General features: G+C 74.6%; 14 protein-coding genes. 7 read left to right on the forward strand and 7 right to left on the reverse strand.

What is annotated here, in order from left to right; translation table 11 throughout:
* Positions 1-96: 96 nt before the first annotated feature.
* From AB0881_RS28825 to AB0881_RS28840, 4 genes are all read right to left on the reverse strand, one after another.
* Complete coding sequence (locus AB0881_RS28825; RefSeq protein WP_366621809.1) at positions 97-561, reverse strand: Rv3235 family protein; 465 nt, start codon at positions 559-561, stop codon at positions 97-99.
* 247 nt (positions 562-808) lie between these two features.
* Positions 809-2194 (reverse strand): PTS transporter subunit EIIC, encoded by a 1386-nt coding sequence (locus AB0881_RS28830; RefSeq protein ID WP_366621811.1) that lies wholly within the window; start codon positions 2192-2194, stop codon positions 809-811.
* A 30-nt stretch (positions 2195-2224) separates the two neighbouring features.
* Complete coding sequence (locus tag AB0881_RS28835) at positions 2225-2965, reverse strand: GntR family transcriptional regulator (RefSeq protein WP_366621812.1); 741 nt, start codon at positions 2963-2965, stop codon at positions 2225-2227.
* Positions 2966-3358: 393 nt separating this feature from the next.
* Complete coding sequence (locus tag AB0881_RS28840) at positions 3359-4672, reverse strand: PTS transporter subunit EIIC (RefSeq protein WP_366621814.1); 1314 nt, start codon at positions 4670-4672, stop codon at positions 3359-3361.
* A gap of 137 nt (positions 4673-4809) precedes the next feature.
* Between AB0881_RS28840 and nagA the strand changes: the two genes are divergently transcribed.
* The 7 genes from nagA to ptsP all read left to right on the forward strand — a co-directional run bounded on the left by nagA (position 4810) and on the right by ptsP (position 10447).
* The gene (gene nagA, locus AB0881_RS28845; protein WP_366621816.1) at positions 4810-5973 is read left to right on the forward strand and encodes an N-acetylglucosamine-6-phosphate deacetylase; all 1164 of its coding nucleotides are present in this window, start codon (positions 4810-4812) and stop codon (positions 5971-5973) included.
* Between the two features lie 22 nt (positions 5974-5995).
* On the forward strand, positions 5996-7024 hold the full coding sequence (locus tag AB0881_RS28850; protein WP_366621899.1) for an SIS domain-containing protein: 1029 nt from the start codon (positions 5996-5998) through the stop codon (positions 7022-7024).
* A gap of 33 nt (positions 7025-7057) precedes the next feature.
* Positions 7058-7291: a glucose PTS transporter subunit EIIB gene (locus AB0881_RS28855; protein WP_366621818.1), complete on the forward strand. Its 234-nt coding sequence runs from the start codon at positions 7058-7060 to the stop codon at positions 7289-7291.
* A gap of 21 nt (positions 7292-7312) precedes the next feature.
* The gene (locus AB0881_RS28860; RefSeq protein WP_366621820.1) at positions 7313-7762 is read left to right on the forward strand and encodes a PTS glucose transporter subunit IIA; all 450 of its coding nucleotides are present in this window, start codon (positions 7313-7315) and stop codon (positions 7760-7762) included.
* Positions 7759-8415, forward strand: a complete 657-nt coding sequence (locus tag AB0881_RS28865) for an HAD family phosphatase (protein WP_366621901.1) — start codon at positions 7759-7761, stop codon at positions 8413-8415. The genes AB0881_RS28860 and AB0881_RS28865 overlap by 4 nt, the downstream gene beginning before the upstream one ends.
* Positions 8416-8487: 72 nt before the next feature.
* On the forward strand, positions 8488-8760 hold the full coding sequence (locus AB0881_RS28870) for an HPr family phosphocarrier protein (RefSeq protein WP_366621822.1): 273 nt from the start codon (positions 8488-8490) through the stop codon (positions 8758-8760).
* Complete coding sequence (gene ptsP / locus AB0881_RS28875; RefSeq protein ID WP_366621823.1) at positions 8753-10447, forward strand: phosphoenolpyruvate--protein phosphotransferase; 1695 nt, start codon at positions 8753-8755, stop codon at positions 10445-10447. The genes AB0881_RS28870 and ptsP overlap by 8 nt, the downstream gene beginning before the upstream one ends.
* Before the next feature lie 49 nt (positions 10448-10496).
* Here ptsP and AB0881_RS28880 read toward each other — a convergent pair whose 3' ends face one another.
* From AB0881_RS28880 to AB0881_RS28890, 3 genes are all read right to left on the reverse strand, one after another.
* The gene (locus AB0881_RS28880; RefSeq protein ID WP_366621825.1) at positions 10497-11000 is read right to left on the reverse strand and encodes a hypothetical protein; all 504 of its coding nucleotides are present in this window, start codon (positions 10998-11000) and stop codon (positions 10497-10499) included.
* 71 nt (positions 11001-11071) lie between these two features.
* The gene (locus AB0881_RS28885; RefSeq protein WP_366621827.1) at positions 11072-12721 is read right to left on the reverse strand and encodes a glycoside hydrolase family 3 N-terminal domain-containing protein; all 1650 of its coding nucleotides are present in this window, start codon (positions 12719-12721) and stop codon (positions 11072-11074) included.
* A gap of 163 nt (positions 12722-12884) precedes the next feature.
* Positions 12885-14147 (reverse strand): BadF/BadG/BcrA/BcrD ATPase family protein, encoded by a 1263-nt coding sequence (locus tag AB0881_RS28890; protein ID WP_366621829.1) that lies wholly within the window; start codon positions 14145-14147, stop codon positions 12885-12887.
* Positions 14148-14158: the final 11 nt, after the last annotated feature.

The following is a 14158-nucleotide window of genomic DNA, read 5'->3' on the forward strand; positions in this document are numbered from 1 at the left end:
TCGGTGAACCAGCCGAGAGGCAGCCGGCGCATCTTGCGCAGCAGCTCCCGCCGTACCTGGTCATCCACCCGGGAGGCCGCCGCTTTTCGCGTCCGGCTACGGCCGCCGGGCCGGAACGGTCGTCTCGATGGCCGTGCAGCGCCACCGGCCGTGGTGCCGTTCCAGGCGGAGGGCGAGCGCGTGCACCCGCCCGTCCAGGACGGCGACGGCGCCGGTCTCCATCGCGCCGGGCACGGGTGCCTGCACCCACGTCCGCAGTACGCGCGGCGGCGCGATCCGGGTGCGGGCGGCGGTGCCGGCGCGGTGGACGGCGAGCCCCTGCCACACCTCCGGGTCGGCCGTGCCCGACAGGTGCCGCGGCGGGCGCGTACCGGCGAGGATCTCGATGACGATCCGCAGGGCGGCCTCGGCGTGCCCTCGTGGCGGTCCGCCGGCCACGGAGAGGTGGGCTCTTCGCCGCGCCGGCGGGGGTACCGGGGCGGGGCGCAGGGCGAGCGTCCCGTTCACCCGGTGGGCCGTGGTCTTGGGAACGATGCGGACGACGGCGTGGCTGCTGGTCATCGCGGCGGCCTCCTGGCGCTCCTGGCGGGGGATCTGCGTCGTTCTCCAGAGGCGGGGGAGGGGGCCGCGATACGGGATGGCCGGATGCGGCGGATCCGTATCAGGATCGGCGGTCGCGCTTCGTGGGCGCGCACAAGAAAAGCCGAACGGCGGCGGACGTCGTGTTCCGGCGTCCGCCGCCGTTCGGCGAGTCCTCCTGGGAGGTGTGGGAGGAGAGGAGGACTCTCGGGGGTGGTCTCGCGGCCGGTCAGGCCTTGTCGGCCGGCGGCGCGTCCGCCGCGGGCTTCCTGTCCGCCTTCCCGCCGGACTTGCCCGCCGCCGCCAGCTCGGGATCGGCGCCCGGGTCGGCGGCCACCGACTCCGTGCCCTCCGGCTCCCGGCCCGGGGTGGCGAAGTTGAACTTCTCGATCAGGAATTTGAAGATCACGTAGTAGAGGACGAAGTAGAGCACGCCCATCCCCACGATCAGTCCGAGTCCCTTGGTGTTGTCCTTGGTCATGTTGAGCAGGAAGTCGATCCCGCCCGCGGAGAACCCGAACCCGAGCTGGGCCCCGGCGGCCTCCAGCACCGCCATCGAGATGCCGGTGAGGACGACGTGCACCGCGTACAGGATGGGCGCGACGAACATGAACGCGAACTCGATCGGCTCGGTGACGCCGGTGACGAACGCGGTCAGCGCGGCGGAGATCATGATGCCGCCGACCGCGGGCCGCCGGTGCGCGGGCGCCGCCCGCCAGATGGCCAGCGCGGCGCCGGGCAGGCCGAACATCAGCACCGGGAAGAAGCCGGCCAGGTAGCCGCCCGCGTTCGGGTCGCCGGCCAGGTAGCGGTTGATCTCGCCGTGCACCACGCCGCCGTCGGCCTGGTAGTCGCCGAACACGAACCAGATCAGCGAGTTCGGGATGTGGTGCAGGCCGAAGGGCAGCAGCAGCCGGTTGACGACGCCGTACACGCCCGCGCCCAGCGCCCCCGCGCCGGTGACCCAGTCGCCGAAGCTGTCCAGCCAGCCGCCGAGGATCGGCCAGACGAAGCCGATGACCACGCCGAGGACCAGCGCGGCGAACGCGGTGACGATCGGCACGAACCGGCGGCCGCCGAAGAAGGCCAGCCAGGTGGGCAGCTTGATCCGGTAGTACCGCTGGTAGAGGAGGGCGGCGATGACGCCGATGAGGATGCCGCCGAGGACGTCGGTGGGGTTCTTGGCGCCCCAGTCGATCACCTGGCTCTGCGCCCCGTCGACCACCTTGGTGATCATGACGCGGCCCTTGAGCTCGTCGCTCTCCGCGAACATCACCTTGGACACCCGGTCGTAGACCAGGTAGCCGACCACGGCGGCCAGCGCGGTGGAGCCGTCGGCCTTGCGCGCGAAGCCGATCGCCACACCGACGGCGAACAGCAGCGGCAGCGCCGCGAACAGCGCGTCACCGGCCTGGCCGACGACGTTGGCGACCTCGATCCAGCCCAGCCCGTCCTCGCCGAGCATGTCGGCCTGGCCGAGGCGCAGCAGCAGCGCGGCGGCGGGCAGGACGGCGATCGGCAGCATCAGGCTGCGGCCGATCCGCTGGAGCACGGCCAGGGACTTCGACCACGGTCGTGGTGCAGCGGTCCCGTCCACTGCGGTTGTCGAACTCATCAGGGGGTTCCTCCTCTGAACGGAAGGGTTCTACGCGGGGGTCGGGGGGTTTCCGAGGGCTGTGTGAACCTGGTAGCGGTCGGCCCGGTAGGTCGACACGCCCAGTTCCGCGCAGACGCCACCGGAGTAGGAGCGGCGTTGCAGGAGCAGCACGGCGCTGCCCCGGGAGATCTGCAGGTGCCTGGCCTCGGCGGCGTCGGCCAGCCCGGCGTCGATGGTCTGGTCGCCGGCGTCGAAGACGATCCCGTAGACCGCCTCCAGCACGCCGTACAGGGAGCGGTCCGCGAGCCGCCGGTCGAGCAGGTCGGGGGCCAGCGAGGCGAGGATGTGCGAGCGTTCCAGCGCCATCGGCTCGCCGTCGGCGGTGCGCAGCCGCTCGATCACGTGGATGCCGGTCCCGGCGGGCACCTCGAACATCCGGGCCAGCCGGGCGTCGGCGGGCACGGTGCGGCGGTCGAGGTCGATCGCGCCCGGCCGCATCCCGCGGGCCAGCATGTCCTCGGTGAACGAGACCAGCCGGAGCGGCATCTCGATCTTCGGCCGGGCGACGAACGTGCCCTTGCCCGGGACGCGGTAGAGCCGCCCCTCCGTGACCAGCTGGTCGACGCCCTGCCGGACGGTCATCCGGGACAGCCCGTACCGGCCGCACAGCTCCCGCTCGGACGGGATCGGAGCGTCCACGGGCAGCTCCGAGCCCTCGATGAGGTCGAGGAGGATGGCCCGGAGCTGGAAGTACTTGGGTACCGGGCTGTGCGGGTCGATCGTGGTCACGGGCGTCCTCGGAGCCGGGAGTGGCCTGGTCATGGCGAGTGGCCGATTCGCCATGATTTCTACTGGTCTAGGCCGGACTAGACCACAGCATTGGAACGCCTGTCAATGCACGAAGCGATAACGGCCGGATCACGCCGAGAGCACTCCAAGATCGTTTAAAACCGCAGGTCACAGTGTTGCCGGGAGCCCCTCCGGGCCGCCTCATGGCGGCGCCTTCCCTCCTCGCTCGTACCTCGCTCGTCAGTCCAGGCACCGCCGCGGCCCTGCGGGGCTCCCTTGATCGCTGTGTTTTCCGGGAGCCCCTCCGGGCCGCCTCATGGCGGCGCCTTCCCTCCTCGCTCGTGCCTCGCTCGTCAGTCCAGGCGCCGCCGCGGCCCTGCGGGGCTCCCTCGATCAATCGGCCTTGGTCTCGGGCGGGGCGTCCTCGGCCGGCTCGCGTCCGGGAGTGGGCAGGTTGAAGCGCCGGATGACGAAACTGAAGATCGCGTAATAGAGGAAGAAGTAGACGACGCCCAGCCCGATGATCAGGAAGAGGTGCCGGGTGTTGCTCTTGGTCGCGTTCAGCACCATGTCGATCAGCCCGGCCGAGAAGCTGAAGCCGAGCTGGGCGTCGATCGCGGCCAGCGCGTACATCGAGACGCCCGTCAGCACGACGTGGATCCCGTACAGCACCGGCGCGACGAACATGAACGAGAACTCGATCGGCTCGGTCACCCCGCACACGAACGCGGTCAGCGCCGCGGAGATCATGATGCCGCCGACCGCGGCGCGCCGGTCCGGCGGCGCCGCCCGCCAGATGGCCAGCGCGGCGCCGGGCAGGCCGAACATCAGCACCGGGAAGAACCCGGCCAGGAACGTCCCGGCGTGCGGGTCCCCGGCCAGGTAGCGGTTGATCTCGCCGTGCACGGCCCCGGCGGGCCCGTCGTAGGTGCCGAACACGAACCAGATCAGCGAGTTGAGGATGTGGTGCAGGCCGAACGGCAGCAGCAGCCGGTTGGCGATCCCGTACACGCCGGCGCCGACCGCGCCGAGGCCGGTGATCCAGTCGCCGAACGAGTCGATCCAGCCGCCCAGCGCCGGCCAGACCAGGCCGAACAGCACGCCCAGCACCAGCGCGGCGGCCGAGCTGATGATCGGCACGAACCGGCGGCCGCCGAAGAAGGCCAGCCAGGACGGCAGCTTGATCCGGTAGAAGCGCTGGTAGAGCAGCGCCACCATGAGGCCGACCACGATCCCGCCGAGGACCTGGGTGGGGTTCTTGGCGCCGAAGTCGATCACTTCGGTGAGGGCGCCGTCCTCCTGCTGCACCTTGGCGACCACGCCGCCCTTGAGCTGCTCGGTGTGGGAGAACATCACCTTGGTGACCCGGTCGAACACCAGGTACGCGGCCACGGCGGCGAGCGCGGTGGAGCCGTCGGCCTTGCGCGCGAAGCCGATCGCCACGCCGACCGCGAAGAGGATCGCGAGGTTGTCCAGCAGCGCGCCGCCCGCGGCGGCGAAGACCTCGGCGATCCGGTCCCAGCCGAGGCCGTCCGCGCCGAGGAGGTCGGCCTGACCGAGGCGGAGCAGGATCCCGGCGGCGGGCAGGACGGCGATCGGCAGCATCAGGCTGCGGCCGATCCGCTGGAGCACGGCGAACGCGGCGGACCAGGCGCCGTTGCGTTCGGCGCCCCCCGGCCCGCCGCCAGCGGCGGTCAACGAACTCATGCGTGCCCTCCCCCGAGGCCCGGCCCTGTCGCTTTGCCTGTTTGGTGGGATATGGTGCCTACTGGTCTAGGCCGGACTAGACCAGTACTACGGACGGCACCGTCCCGTGATGGACCCATCGCAGAAAGTGCGCACGGATGGCATCGCTACTGATCACCGCCAGCAGCTTGATCACTTCCCCCGAGCCCGGTCCTACCCGCGTCCTCTCCCCGGGATACGTCCGGATCGAGGACGGAGTGATCGCTGAGGTCGGCGAGGGCCGCCCGGCGGGCGCGCCCGGCGTCGACCTGGACGGCGGTGTCCTGGCGCCGGGGCTGGTCGACCTCCAGGTCAACGGGTTCTTCGGGTACGACATGGTGGACGCGGAGGAGGCCGGCTGGCACACCGTCGTCCGGCGGCTGCCCGAGACCGGCGTGACCTCGTTCCTGCCGACGTTCATCACCGCGCCCGTCGCGGTCCAGGCCGAGGCGCTGCGCCGGGCCCGCGACCTGCTGCCCGGCCTGCCCGCCGGCACCCGCGTGCTCGGCGTCCACCTGGAGGGGCCGTTCCTCTCCGAGAAGCGCAAGGGCGCCCACAACGCCGCGCACCTCACCGACCCCACGCCCGAGGCGATCGCCGCGCTGCTGGAGACGGGCCTGGTCAAGCTGGTGACGCTGGCCCCCGAGCGGAACGGCGCGCTGGACGCGATCCGCACCCTCACCGCGAACGGCGTGCTCGTCAGCGTCGGCCACAGCGACGCGACCGCCGAGCAGGTCGCGGCCGCCGCCGAGGCCGGGGCCCGCAAGGTCACCCACATCTTCAACGCCCAGACCGGCGTCCACCACCGCGAGCCGGGCGTCGCCGCGCAGGCGCTGATCGACCCCCGGCTCAGCCCCGGCCTCATCCTCGACCTGCACCATGTCGCCGGGCCGGTCGCCGAGCTGGTGTTCCGGTCCGCGCCCGGACGGGTCGTGCTGGTCACCGACGCCGCCTCGTCCGCCGGGATGCCGCCCGGCACCTACGACCTCGGCGGCGAGCCGATCGAGATGCCCGAGCAGGGCCCGCCGCTGCGCGCCGACGGCACCATCGCCGGCTCCGGCCTGCGGCTGGACGAGGCGATCGCCAACGCGATCTCGATCGGGATCGACCCGGTCACCGCGATCGACGCCGCCACCCGCGTACCGGCCGACCTGATCGGCCGTCCCGACCTGGGCCGCATCGCTCCCGGCGCGGCGGCCGACCTGGTCTGGCTGGGCCCGGACCACCGGGCGCATGCGACCTGGATCGCCGGGGAGAACGTCTTCGGAGGGGATCATGTCTGACAGCGGGACCAGCACGAGCCGGATGCGCGCCGAGATCGGGGAGCAGCCCGCGGCGCTGCGCCGCACGATCGACGCCCTGCTGCCGCGGATCCCCGAGCTGGAGGGCCTGGCGCGGGAGACGCGCCAGGTGCTGTTCATCGCGCGCGGCTCGTCCGACAACGCCGCCGTGTACGGGCGCTACCTGGTCGAGTCGCACGCCGGGCGGCTCGCCACCCTGGCCGCGCCGTCGATCGCCACGACCTACCGCCGGCGGATCGACCTGGACGGCGTGCTCGCCGTGGCGATCAGCCAGTCCGGCAAGACCGAGGAGATCGTCGAGACCATGGAGTGGGCGGCCGGCTGCGGCGCCCGCACCGTCGCGATCACCAACGGGGCCGGCTCGCCGCTGGCCGAGGCCGCCGAGGTCGCGCTGCTCACCGAGGCCGGCGACGAGATCGCCGTACCGGCCACCAAGACCTACACCACCCAGCTCGCCGCCCTGTCGGTGCTCGGCCTCGGGCTGGGCGCCGGCGCCGACGCGGGCGACCTGAGCCGCGTCCCGGACGAGGTGGCGCGGGTGATCGAGCTGACCGAGGCGTCCGAGCAGCTGCCCGGGATCGTCGAGGAGCTGGCGGCGGTGCCCGGCGCGGTCGTGTCCGGCCGCGGCATCGCGTTCGGGACGGCGCTGGAGCTCGCCCTCAAGATCAAGGAGGCGTGCTACCTGCACGCCATGGGCCTGTCGTACGCCGACCTGCTGCACGGGCCGATCGCGGTGGTCGACGGCCAGACCCCGGCGCTGCTGGTGGCGGCCGAATCCGGCCCCACGCTGTCCGGGACGATCGCGCTCGCCGAGCGGGTCCGCGGCGCGGGCGCCCGCGCGTACGGTATCGGTGGCGGCTCCGGCCTGGCGGCGGCGTGCTCGCGCGCGCTGCCCGGCCCGTCGCTGCCCGAGTGGGTCGCCCCGCTGGGCCTCATCGTGCCCGGCCAGCTCCTCGTCGAGGCGCTGGCCCGCCGGCTCGGCGTGGACCCCGACGTCCCGCGCGGGCTCAACAAGGTCACCCAGACCGGCTGACCGGCCGGACCGGGACGGAAAACAGGAGTGAGCATGGACAAGGCCGAGGCCATCGTCGCCGCGCTGGGCGGCGCCGGCAACATCGTGGAGATCGAGCCCTGCGCGACCCGGCTGCGCACCGAGGTCTCGGACGCGGCCAAGGTGGACGAGGCGGCGCTGAAGGCGGCCGGCGCGTTCGGCGTGATGCGCAGCGGCAGCGTCGTCCAGGTGGTCGTGGGCCCGGAGGCCGACACCATCGCCAGCGACATCGAGGACATCCTCGACTAGACCCCCTCGGAGGGCGAAGCAATGACGCGAGTAGTGGCACCGGTCGCCGGCCGGGCGGTCGGGCTCGCCGGCGTGCCCGATCCCGTGTTCGCCCAGGCCATGGTGGGCCCGGGCACCGCGATCGACCCCGCGCGGGCGCCCGGCCAGGCGGTCGCGCCGGTCGACGGGAAGATCGTCAAACTGCATCCGCACGCGTTCGTCGTGGTGGACGCCGAGGGGCACGGCGTGCTCGTCCACCTGGGCGTGGACACCGTCCAGCTCAAGGGCGCGGGCTTCGAGCTGCTGGCCGCCGAGGGCGACCAGGTCGTCCGGGGGCAGCCGCTGGTCGGCTGGAACCCCGCCGACATCGAGGCCGGCGGCCGTTCACCGGTCACCGCGGTGGTGGCGCTGGACGCCGGCGCCGACGCGCTGGCCGGCGTGGTCGAGTCGGGCGAGGTCGAGAGGGGGGCCGAGCTTTTCGTCTGGAGCTGAGTGCCGCGGTCTTCGACCTGGACGGCACCCTGATCGACAGCGAGCCGCGCAACCAGGTGATGTGGGCGTGGCTGTTCGAGCGGCACGGGGCGGCGCACGACCCGGCGCTGATCGCCTCGTTCGCCGGGCGGCGCGGCCGCGAGGTGCTCGCCGAGCTGATCCACCTGTTCCCCGGCCGGACGGTCGAGGAGCTGTTCGCGGAGGCGATCTCGTACGAGCACGGCCCGGAGGCGCCGCCCGTCGGCGTCGTCCCCGGCGCGGTGGAGCTGGTGCGGGCGCTGCACGAGGCGGGCCTGCCGCTGGGCGTGGCCACGTCCGGGCAGCGCTCGTACGCCGAGGGCCTGCTGGACGGCCTGGGCGTGCGGGACTGCTTCGGCGCCGTGGTGACCGCCGACGACGTGGCGACCGGCAAGCCCGACCCGGAGGGGTTCCTGGCCGCGTGCCGCGGTCTCGGGATCCCGCCGGAGCGGGCGGTGGGCTTCGAGGACGCGCCCGCCGGCGTGGCCGCGATCAAGGCGGCGGGTATGACCTGCGTCGGGGTGACCACGACCGTGCCGGCCGGGGCCCTGGCCGCCGCCGACCACGTGGTGGCGAACCTGAAGGAAGTCGACGTGCTGCCGGGTCCCGCGCTGCGGGTGCCCGGCGGCGGCTGAACGTATGCGGGACACGAGTGTGCGGGACACGAGAGTGCGGGACACGAGAGTGCGGGAAACGAGGGAGTGGCTGTGACCGAGCGTAACGTCAAGATCGAGTCCAAGGTGGGGCTGCACGCGCGGCCGGCCGCGCTGTTCGTGCAGACCGCCGCCAAGGCCCCGATGGACGTCACCGTGGCCAAGCGCGGGGGCGCTCCCGTCAACGCCAAGAGCATCCTGGCCGTGCTGGGCCTGGACGCCCGCCACGGCGAGGACATCGTCATCTCGGCCGACGGGGAGGGCGCGGACGAGCTGCTCGACAGCCTGGAGGCGCTGCTCAACAAGCCGGAGCCCGAGGGTGCCTGAGCGGCTCGCGGGGGCCGGGGTCAGCCCCGGCGTCGGGGCGGGCCCCGTGCGCACCATCGCCGGCGCGGTCCCCGAGCCGGCCGCGGACGCGCGGCACGGCGGGGACGCGGCGGCGGAGAAGGCGGCCGCGCTGGCCGCGCTGGAGGCCGTGGCCGCCGATCTGGAGGACCGCGGCGCCCAGGCCGGCGAGCGCGGCAACACCAGCGGCATGGAGGTCCTGAACGCGCAGGCGCTGATGGCGCGCGACCCGGGCCTCGCCGACGGCGTGTCCGCCAAGGTGGACGAGGGCGTGGCCGCGGCGCGGGCCGTGTACGAGGCGTTCGGCGTCTACCGCGAGATGCTCGCGAGCGCGGGGGAGTACCTCGCCGCCCGGGTCAGCGACCTCGACGACATCCGGGACCGGGCGATCGCCCGGCTGCTGGACCTGCCGGTGCCCGGCGTCCCCGAGTCGGACGAGCCGTTCGTGCTGGTCGCGCGGGATCTGGCGCCCGCCGACACCGCGCTGCTCGACCCGGCCATGGTGGTCGCGTTCGTGACCGAGGAGGGCGGCCCGACCAGCCACACCGCGATCATCGCGCGGACGCTGGGCGTCCCGGCCGTCGTGGCGCTGCCCGGCGCGACCGCGCTGGCCGACGGCACGCGGGTGCTGGTGGACGGCGCCGCGGGCACCGTCCGGGTCGAGCCGACCGAGGCGGAGGTCGCGGCGGCGCGCGGCGCGGCCGCGGCCCGCGCGGAGCTGCTGACCGGGTCCACCGGTCCCGGCGCCACCAAGGACGGGCACGCCGTCCCGCTGCTGGCCAACATCGGCGGCCCCCGCGACGTCGAGCAGGCGCTGGCCAACGGCGCCGAGGGCGTCGGCCTGTACCGGACCGAGTTCCTGTTCCTCGACCGTTCCGACCCGCCGTCGGAGGCCGAGCAGGAGGAGGCGTACCGGGCCGTCCTCGACGCGTTCCCCGGCGGCAAGGTCGTCGTGCGGACCCTGGACGCCGGCGCCGACAAGCCGCTGGCCTTCCTCCCGCCCCCCGGCGACGAGCCCAACCCGGCGCTGGGCGAGCGCGGGCTGCGCATGGCGCGCTCCCACCCGGACGTCCTGCGGACCCAGCTCGCGGCGCTGTCGCGGGCCGCCGCGGGCACGGCGGCGCGGCTGGAGGTCATGGCGCCGATGGTGACCGACGCCGAGGAGGCCGCCGCGTTCGCGGCCGAGTGCCGTGCGGCCGGGATCGACCGGCCGGGCGTCATGGTCGAGGTGCCCGCCGCCGCGCTGCGCGCCGGGGACCTGGTGACCGAGGTGGAGTTCTTCAGCATCGGCACCAACGACCTGACGCAGTACGCGTGCGCGGCCGACCGGCAGATCGGCGCGCTGGCCGCGTTCCAGGACCCGTGGCGCCCGGCGGTGCTCGACCTGGTGGCGATGACCGCCGCCCCCGCGGAGGGGGCCGGCAAGGGCTGCGGCGTCTGCGGCGAGGCCGCCGGCGACCCGGTCCTGGCGTGCGTCCTGGTCGGCCTGGGCGTGACGACCCTGTCGATGAGCGCCCCGTCGCTGCCCCTGGTCCGCGCCGCACTGGCCCGCCACACCCTGGACGAGTGCCGCGCGGCCGCGGCGGCGTCCCGCGCCGCCAAGACGGCCGCGGCCGCCAAGGACGCGGCGCGCGAACTCCTCCCAGGGCTGGCCGAACTCGGCCTTTAGAACCTGCCCTGACCCCCGAGCGGGTTCGAACAGGCACCGGACCGCTGGCTCATCCTGTGATGAGCCAGCGGTCTCCTGATTGAGCGAGGGTGTAGCGGGCGGCGAGGACGCCGCCGGGACGGGCGGGTTCGGCCTTCCACCTCAGGTCCTCGAAGGCGATGGTGATCTCGCCCTCGTCCGGGCCGGCCTCGGCGGCGGGGACGGTCACGCTCTTCAGGGCGGTCACGTCCTGCGGGCGCAGCCTGGCCTTCGCCGCCGCGAGGCCCTTCTCGCAGCCGCCCGGGTCCGGGTACGTGGCGCTCTCGTAGCCGGGCGCGAGGTGGGCGCACACCTTCGCGTCGCCGGCCGCGATCCCGCGCAGGTACTTGTAGAGCACCATCCGCGCGGCGCGGCTCTGCGCGGGCGGCGGCGCGCTGGACCGCGCGGCCGGGAGCGCGTCGCCGGGCTCGGGGGTGAGCGGCGGCATCTCGGGCTCGTCCTCGCCGCACGCGGCGGGCACCGTCACGAGCAGCGGTACGAGGGCCAGGGCGGCCAGCCGGGACGCGATGTGCACGGGACCTCCTGGGGGTGCGACCGTCGCGTGATCTTCCCAGGCCGCGGGCGGCGCGTCCACACCGCGGGGAGTCACCCGTACGACAGTCCGTGACCGACGGGCTTCCCGGCGGCGCGTACCGGGAGCCTCCCGGTGGGGTTCACCGACCCCGCGAGCACCCGGGCCAGCGCGGTGACCGCGGCCGACCCGGAGGAGTACGTCGCCAGCGCCGCCTTGGCGCCGCCGGCCTGGTCCAGGTCGTACGGGCGGCCCAGCGCCGCGACCACGACCGGCTTCGAGCCGAGCGCCCGGATCCGGGACGCGGTCGCCGCGCCCGCGTTCTGCGTGGTCAGCACGGTGACGTCGGCCGCGGCAGGGGAGCCGGCGACGGTGACGCCCTCGCGCCGCAGCGCCGCGATCAGCGTGTCGCTCCTGGGCCCGGTGACGTGCACGGTCCTTCCCTTGAGGGGCAGCGTGCGGTCGTCGTTGCGGACGAGCGTGACGGCGTGCTCGGCCACCTGCCGCGCGGCCGCCTTGTGCGCGGCGGCTCCGGCGACGGCGTCCGCCTTGGCCGGGTCCGCGGTGGTGCCGGCGAACAGCCCGCGCAGCTCCTTGAGGCGCAGGATCCGGCCGACGGCCTCGTCGAGCCGCTGGCGAGAGACGGTGCCGTCCTTGACTGCGCGCAGCACGGCCCGGTGGGCGGTGGGCAGGCTGGGCGGCATGAGCAGCTGGTCGGCGCCGGCGTTGAGGGCCCGTACCGGGGTCTTCGCGTCGCCGTACTTGCGCCGCGCGCCCTCCATCCGCAGCGAGTCGGTGACGATCACGCCGCGGTAGCCGAGCCGGTCGCGCAGCAGCCCGGTCAGCACGCTCTTCGACAGCGTGGACGGGTCGCCCGAGCGGTCCAGGCCGGGCACCACGATGTGCGCCGACATGATCGCGTCGACGCCGGCGGCGACCGCGGCCCGGAACGGGGGCGCGTCCAGCCGCTCCCATTCGGCCTGGGAATGCGTGATCACCGGCAGCCCGGTGTGGCTGTCGGTGTCGGTGTCGCCGTGCCCGGGGAAGTGCTTGGCGGTGGCCGCGACCCCGGCCGACTGGTAGCCGCCGATGGCGCCGGTGAGCATCCGCGAGACCAGCGCCGGATCCGAGCCGAACGACCGCAGCCCGATGACCGGGTTGGCCGGGTTGACGTTGACGTCGGCGACCGGGGCGTAGTTCTGATTGATGCCGACGGCGCGCAGCTCGGCGCCGGTGGCGCGGGCGGCGGCCTGCGCGTCGGCGGGCCGCCGGGTCGCGCCGAGCGCCATGTTGCCCGGGAACCGGGTCAGGAACGGGGTGCGCGTGACCAGCCCCTGCTCCTCGTCCACGCCCATCAGCAGCGGCAGCTTGGACGCCTTCTGCAGCGAGTTCGACAGCCGGGCGGTGCCCTCGGGGCCGTCCGCCATGTTGTTCGGGAAGTAGATGAAGCCGCCGACGTGGTACCTCTTGATCATCGAGCGGGCGTCGGCGGCGCTGGAGAAGGTGGGCACGAACAGCTGCCCGACCTTCTCCTCCAGGCTCATGTCGGCCACGTACCCGGGGATCCAGGCGCCGTCCGGGGTGGGCGGGGCGGCGGGGGCGCCCGACCGCGGCGCCGCCTCCCCGGAGGGGCGGCCGCCGGTGGAGGAGCCGCCGCCGCAGCCGGCCAGCGGTACCGCGACCGCCGCCACCGCGGCGAGCGCGATCGTAGGTGAGGCACGCACGGGTCCTGGCTCCTGGTGATGGGTTGGTGATGGGCGCTGCGCTGCTCGCCGTTACGCGTTCGTGATCCGACCTGGCGACGTTAACGGGTCCGCCGTCCGCCTGTCGACTCGCGCCGCGCCCATGCCGAAGACCCGCGGGTGGACCCGCGGGGCGGACCTGCGGTCAGGCGAGCGGGTGGCCGAGGCGGCGCAGCGCCAGCGAGGCGGCGCCGACCGCGCCGTCGCCGGCCCGGCGGGGGTCGGCGGCGAAGCGGTCGCGCAGCCCGTTCCGCACGGCCTCGGCGACGGGGCCGTCGCGCAGCACCGAGCCGTGCATGACCACCGGCGCGTACGGGTCGTTCAGCGCCGGCCGCACGGCGTCGACGTCGCGCAGCAGCCACTCGGCCGCCTCCGCGGTGATGCGCCGGGCCACCGGGTCGCCCGCCTCGGCGGCCGCAGCGACCACCGGGCCGAGCCTGCCCAGGGCCGCGGGAGGGCGGCCGTACACCTCCTTGATGACCGCCTGCGCGAGCTGGGGGTCGGGGGCGTGCCCGGGGCGGGGGCAGGACAGGGCCTGGGACGCCGCCGGCGGCCGCGGATCGGGCGGCCGGGCGGGCGACGGCACGTGCGGCACGTCGCGCGGCTCGCCGTTCGGCGGTCCCGAGCCGCCGGCGAGCAGCACCGCCGTCGCCTTGCCCTGCGCGAGCGCCGCCGGGGCGACCGGATGGGGGCGGCCACCGGAGTGCGGGGACGTGCCATGCCCGAGCGAGGCGGTCGACTGGCCGGGGGGAGACCCGGCCAGCGCCGCCGCCCGATGGTGCCGGGCGCGCCTCCGGGCGGACTCCGGTTCCTTCACCGCGGGGGCCGCCGAGCCGAGCAGCGCGCGCGGCACCGCGTCGGTCAGCACCGTGGGGGAGCCGCGGCCGTCGTAGGCCGCCAGGGCGGCGCGGACCGCCTCCCGGCCCAGCCAGACCGCCGAACCCTCGTCCCCGACGAGCCAGCCGTAGCCGTCGGCGCGCTGCACGATCGCCCCGTCGCTGATCACCGCGGCGCCGGCGCCCGTACCGGAGAAGACCACGATGCCCTTGGGGGCGGTGGTCCCGGCGGCGAAGGCGATCGCGATGTCGGTCACGACGGCGGGCGAGCCGCGCAGGCCGGCGGCGCTCCACGCGCGCCGCGCGGCGGCCACGGCGGCGGGTCGTCCCGCCGCCCCGGCTCCGGCGATCCCGAAGACACCGCCGATCACGAGGGAACGGTCGAGGTCGGCGAGCGCCTCCCGGAGGGCCGTGGTGAGCGCCCCCGCGGTGTCGCCCCCGGAATTGGGGTTGGCGCCGGGACCGGTCCCGTGACCGGCCTCGGCGCCCCCGAGCGTTAGTACGACACAGCGGGTCTTCGTGCCACCCGCGTCTATGCCGATCACGTACGGACCGGCCAAATGGGTCAACACATGGCGACCGT

This window comes from Spirillospora sp. NPDC029432, assembly GCF_040703975.1.
Classification (GTDB): domain Bacteria; phylum Actinomycetota; class Actinomycetes; order Streptosporangiales; family Streptosporangiaceae; genus Spirillospora.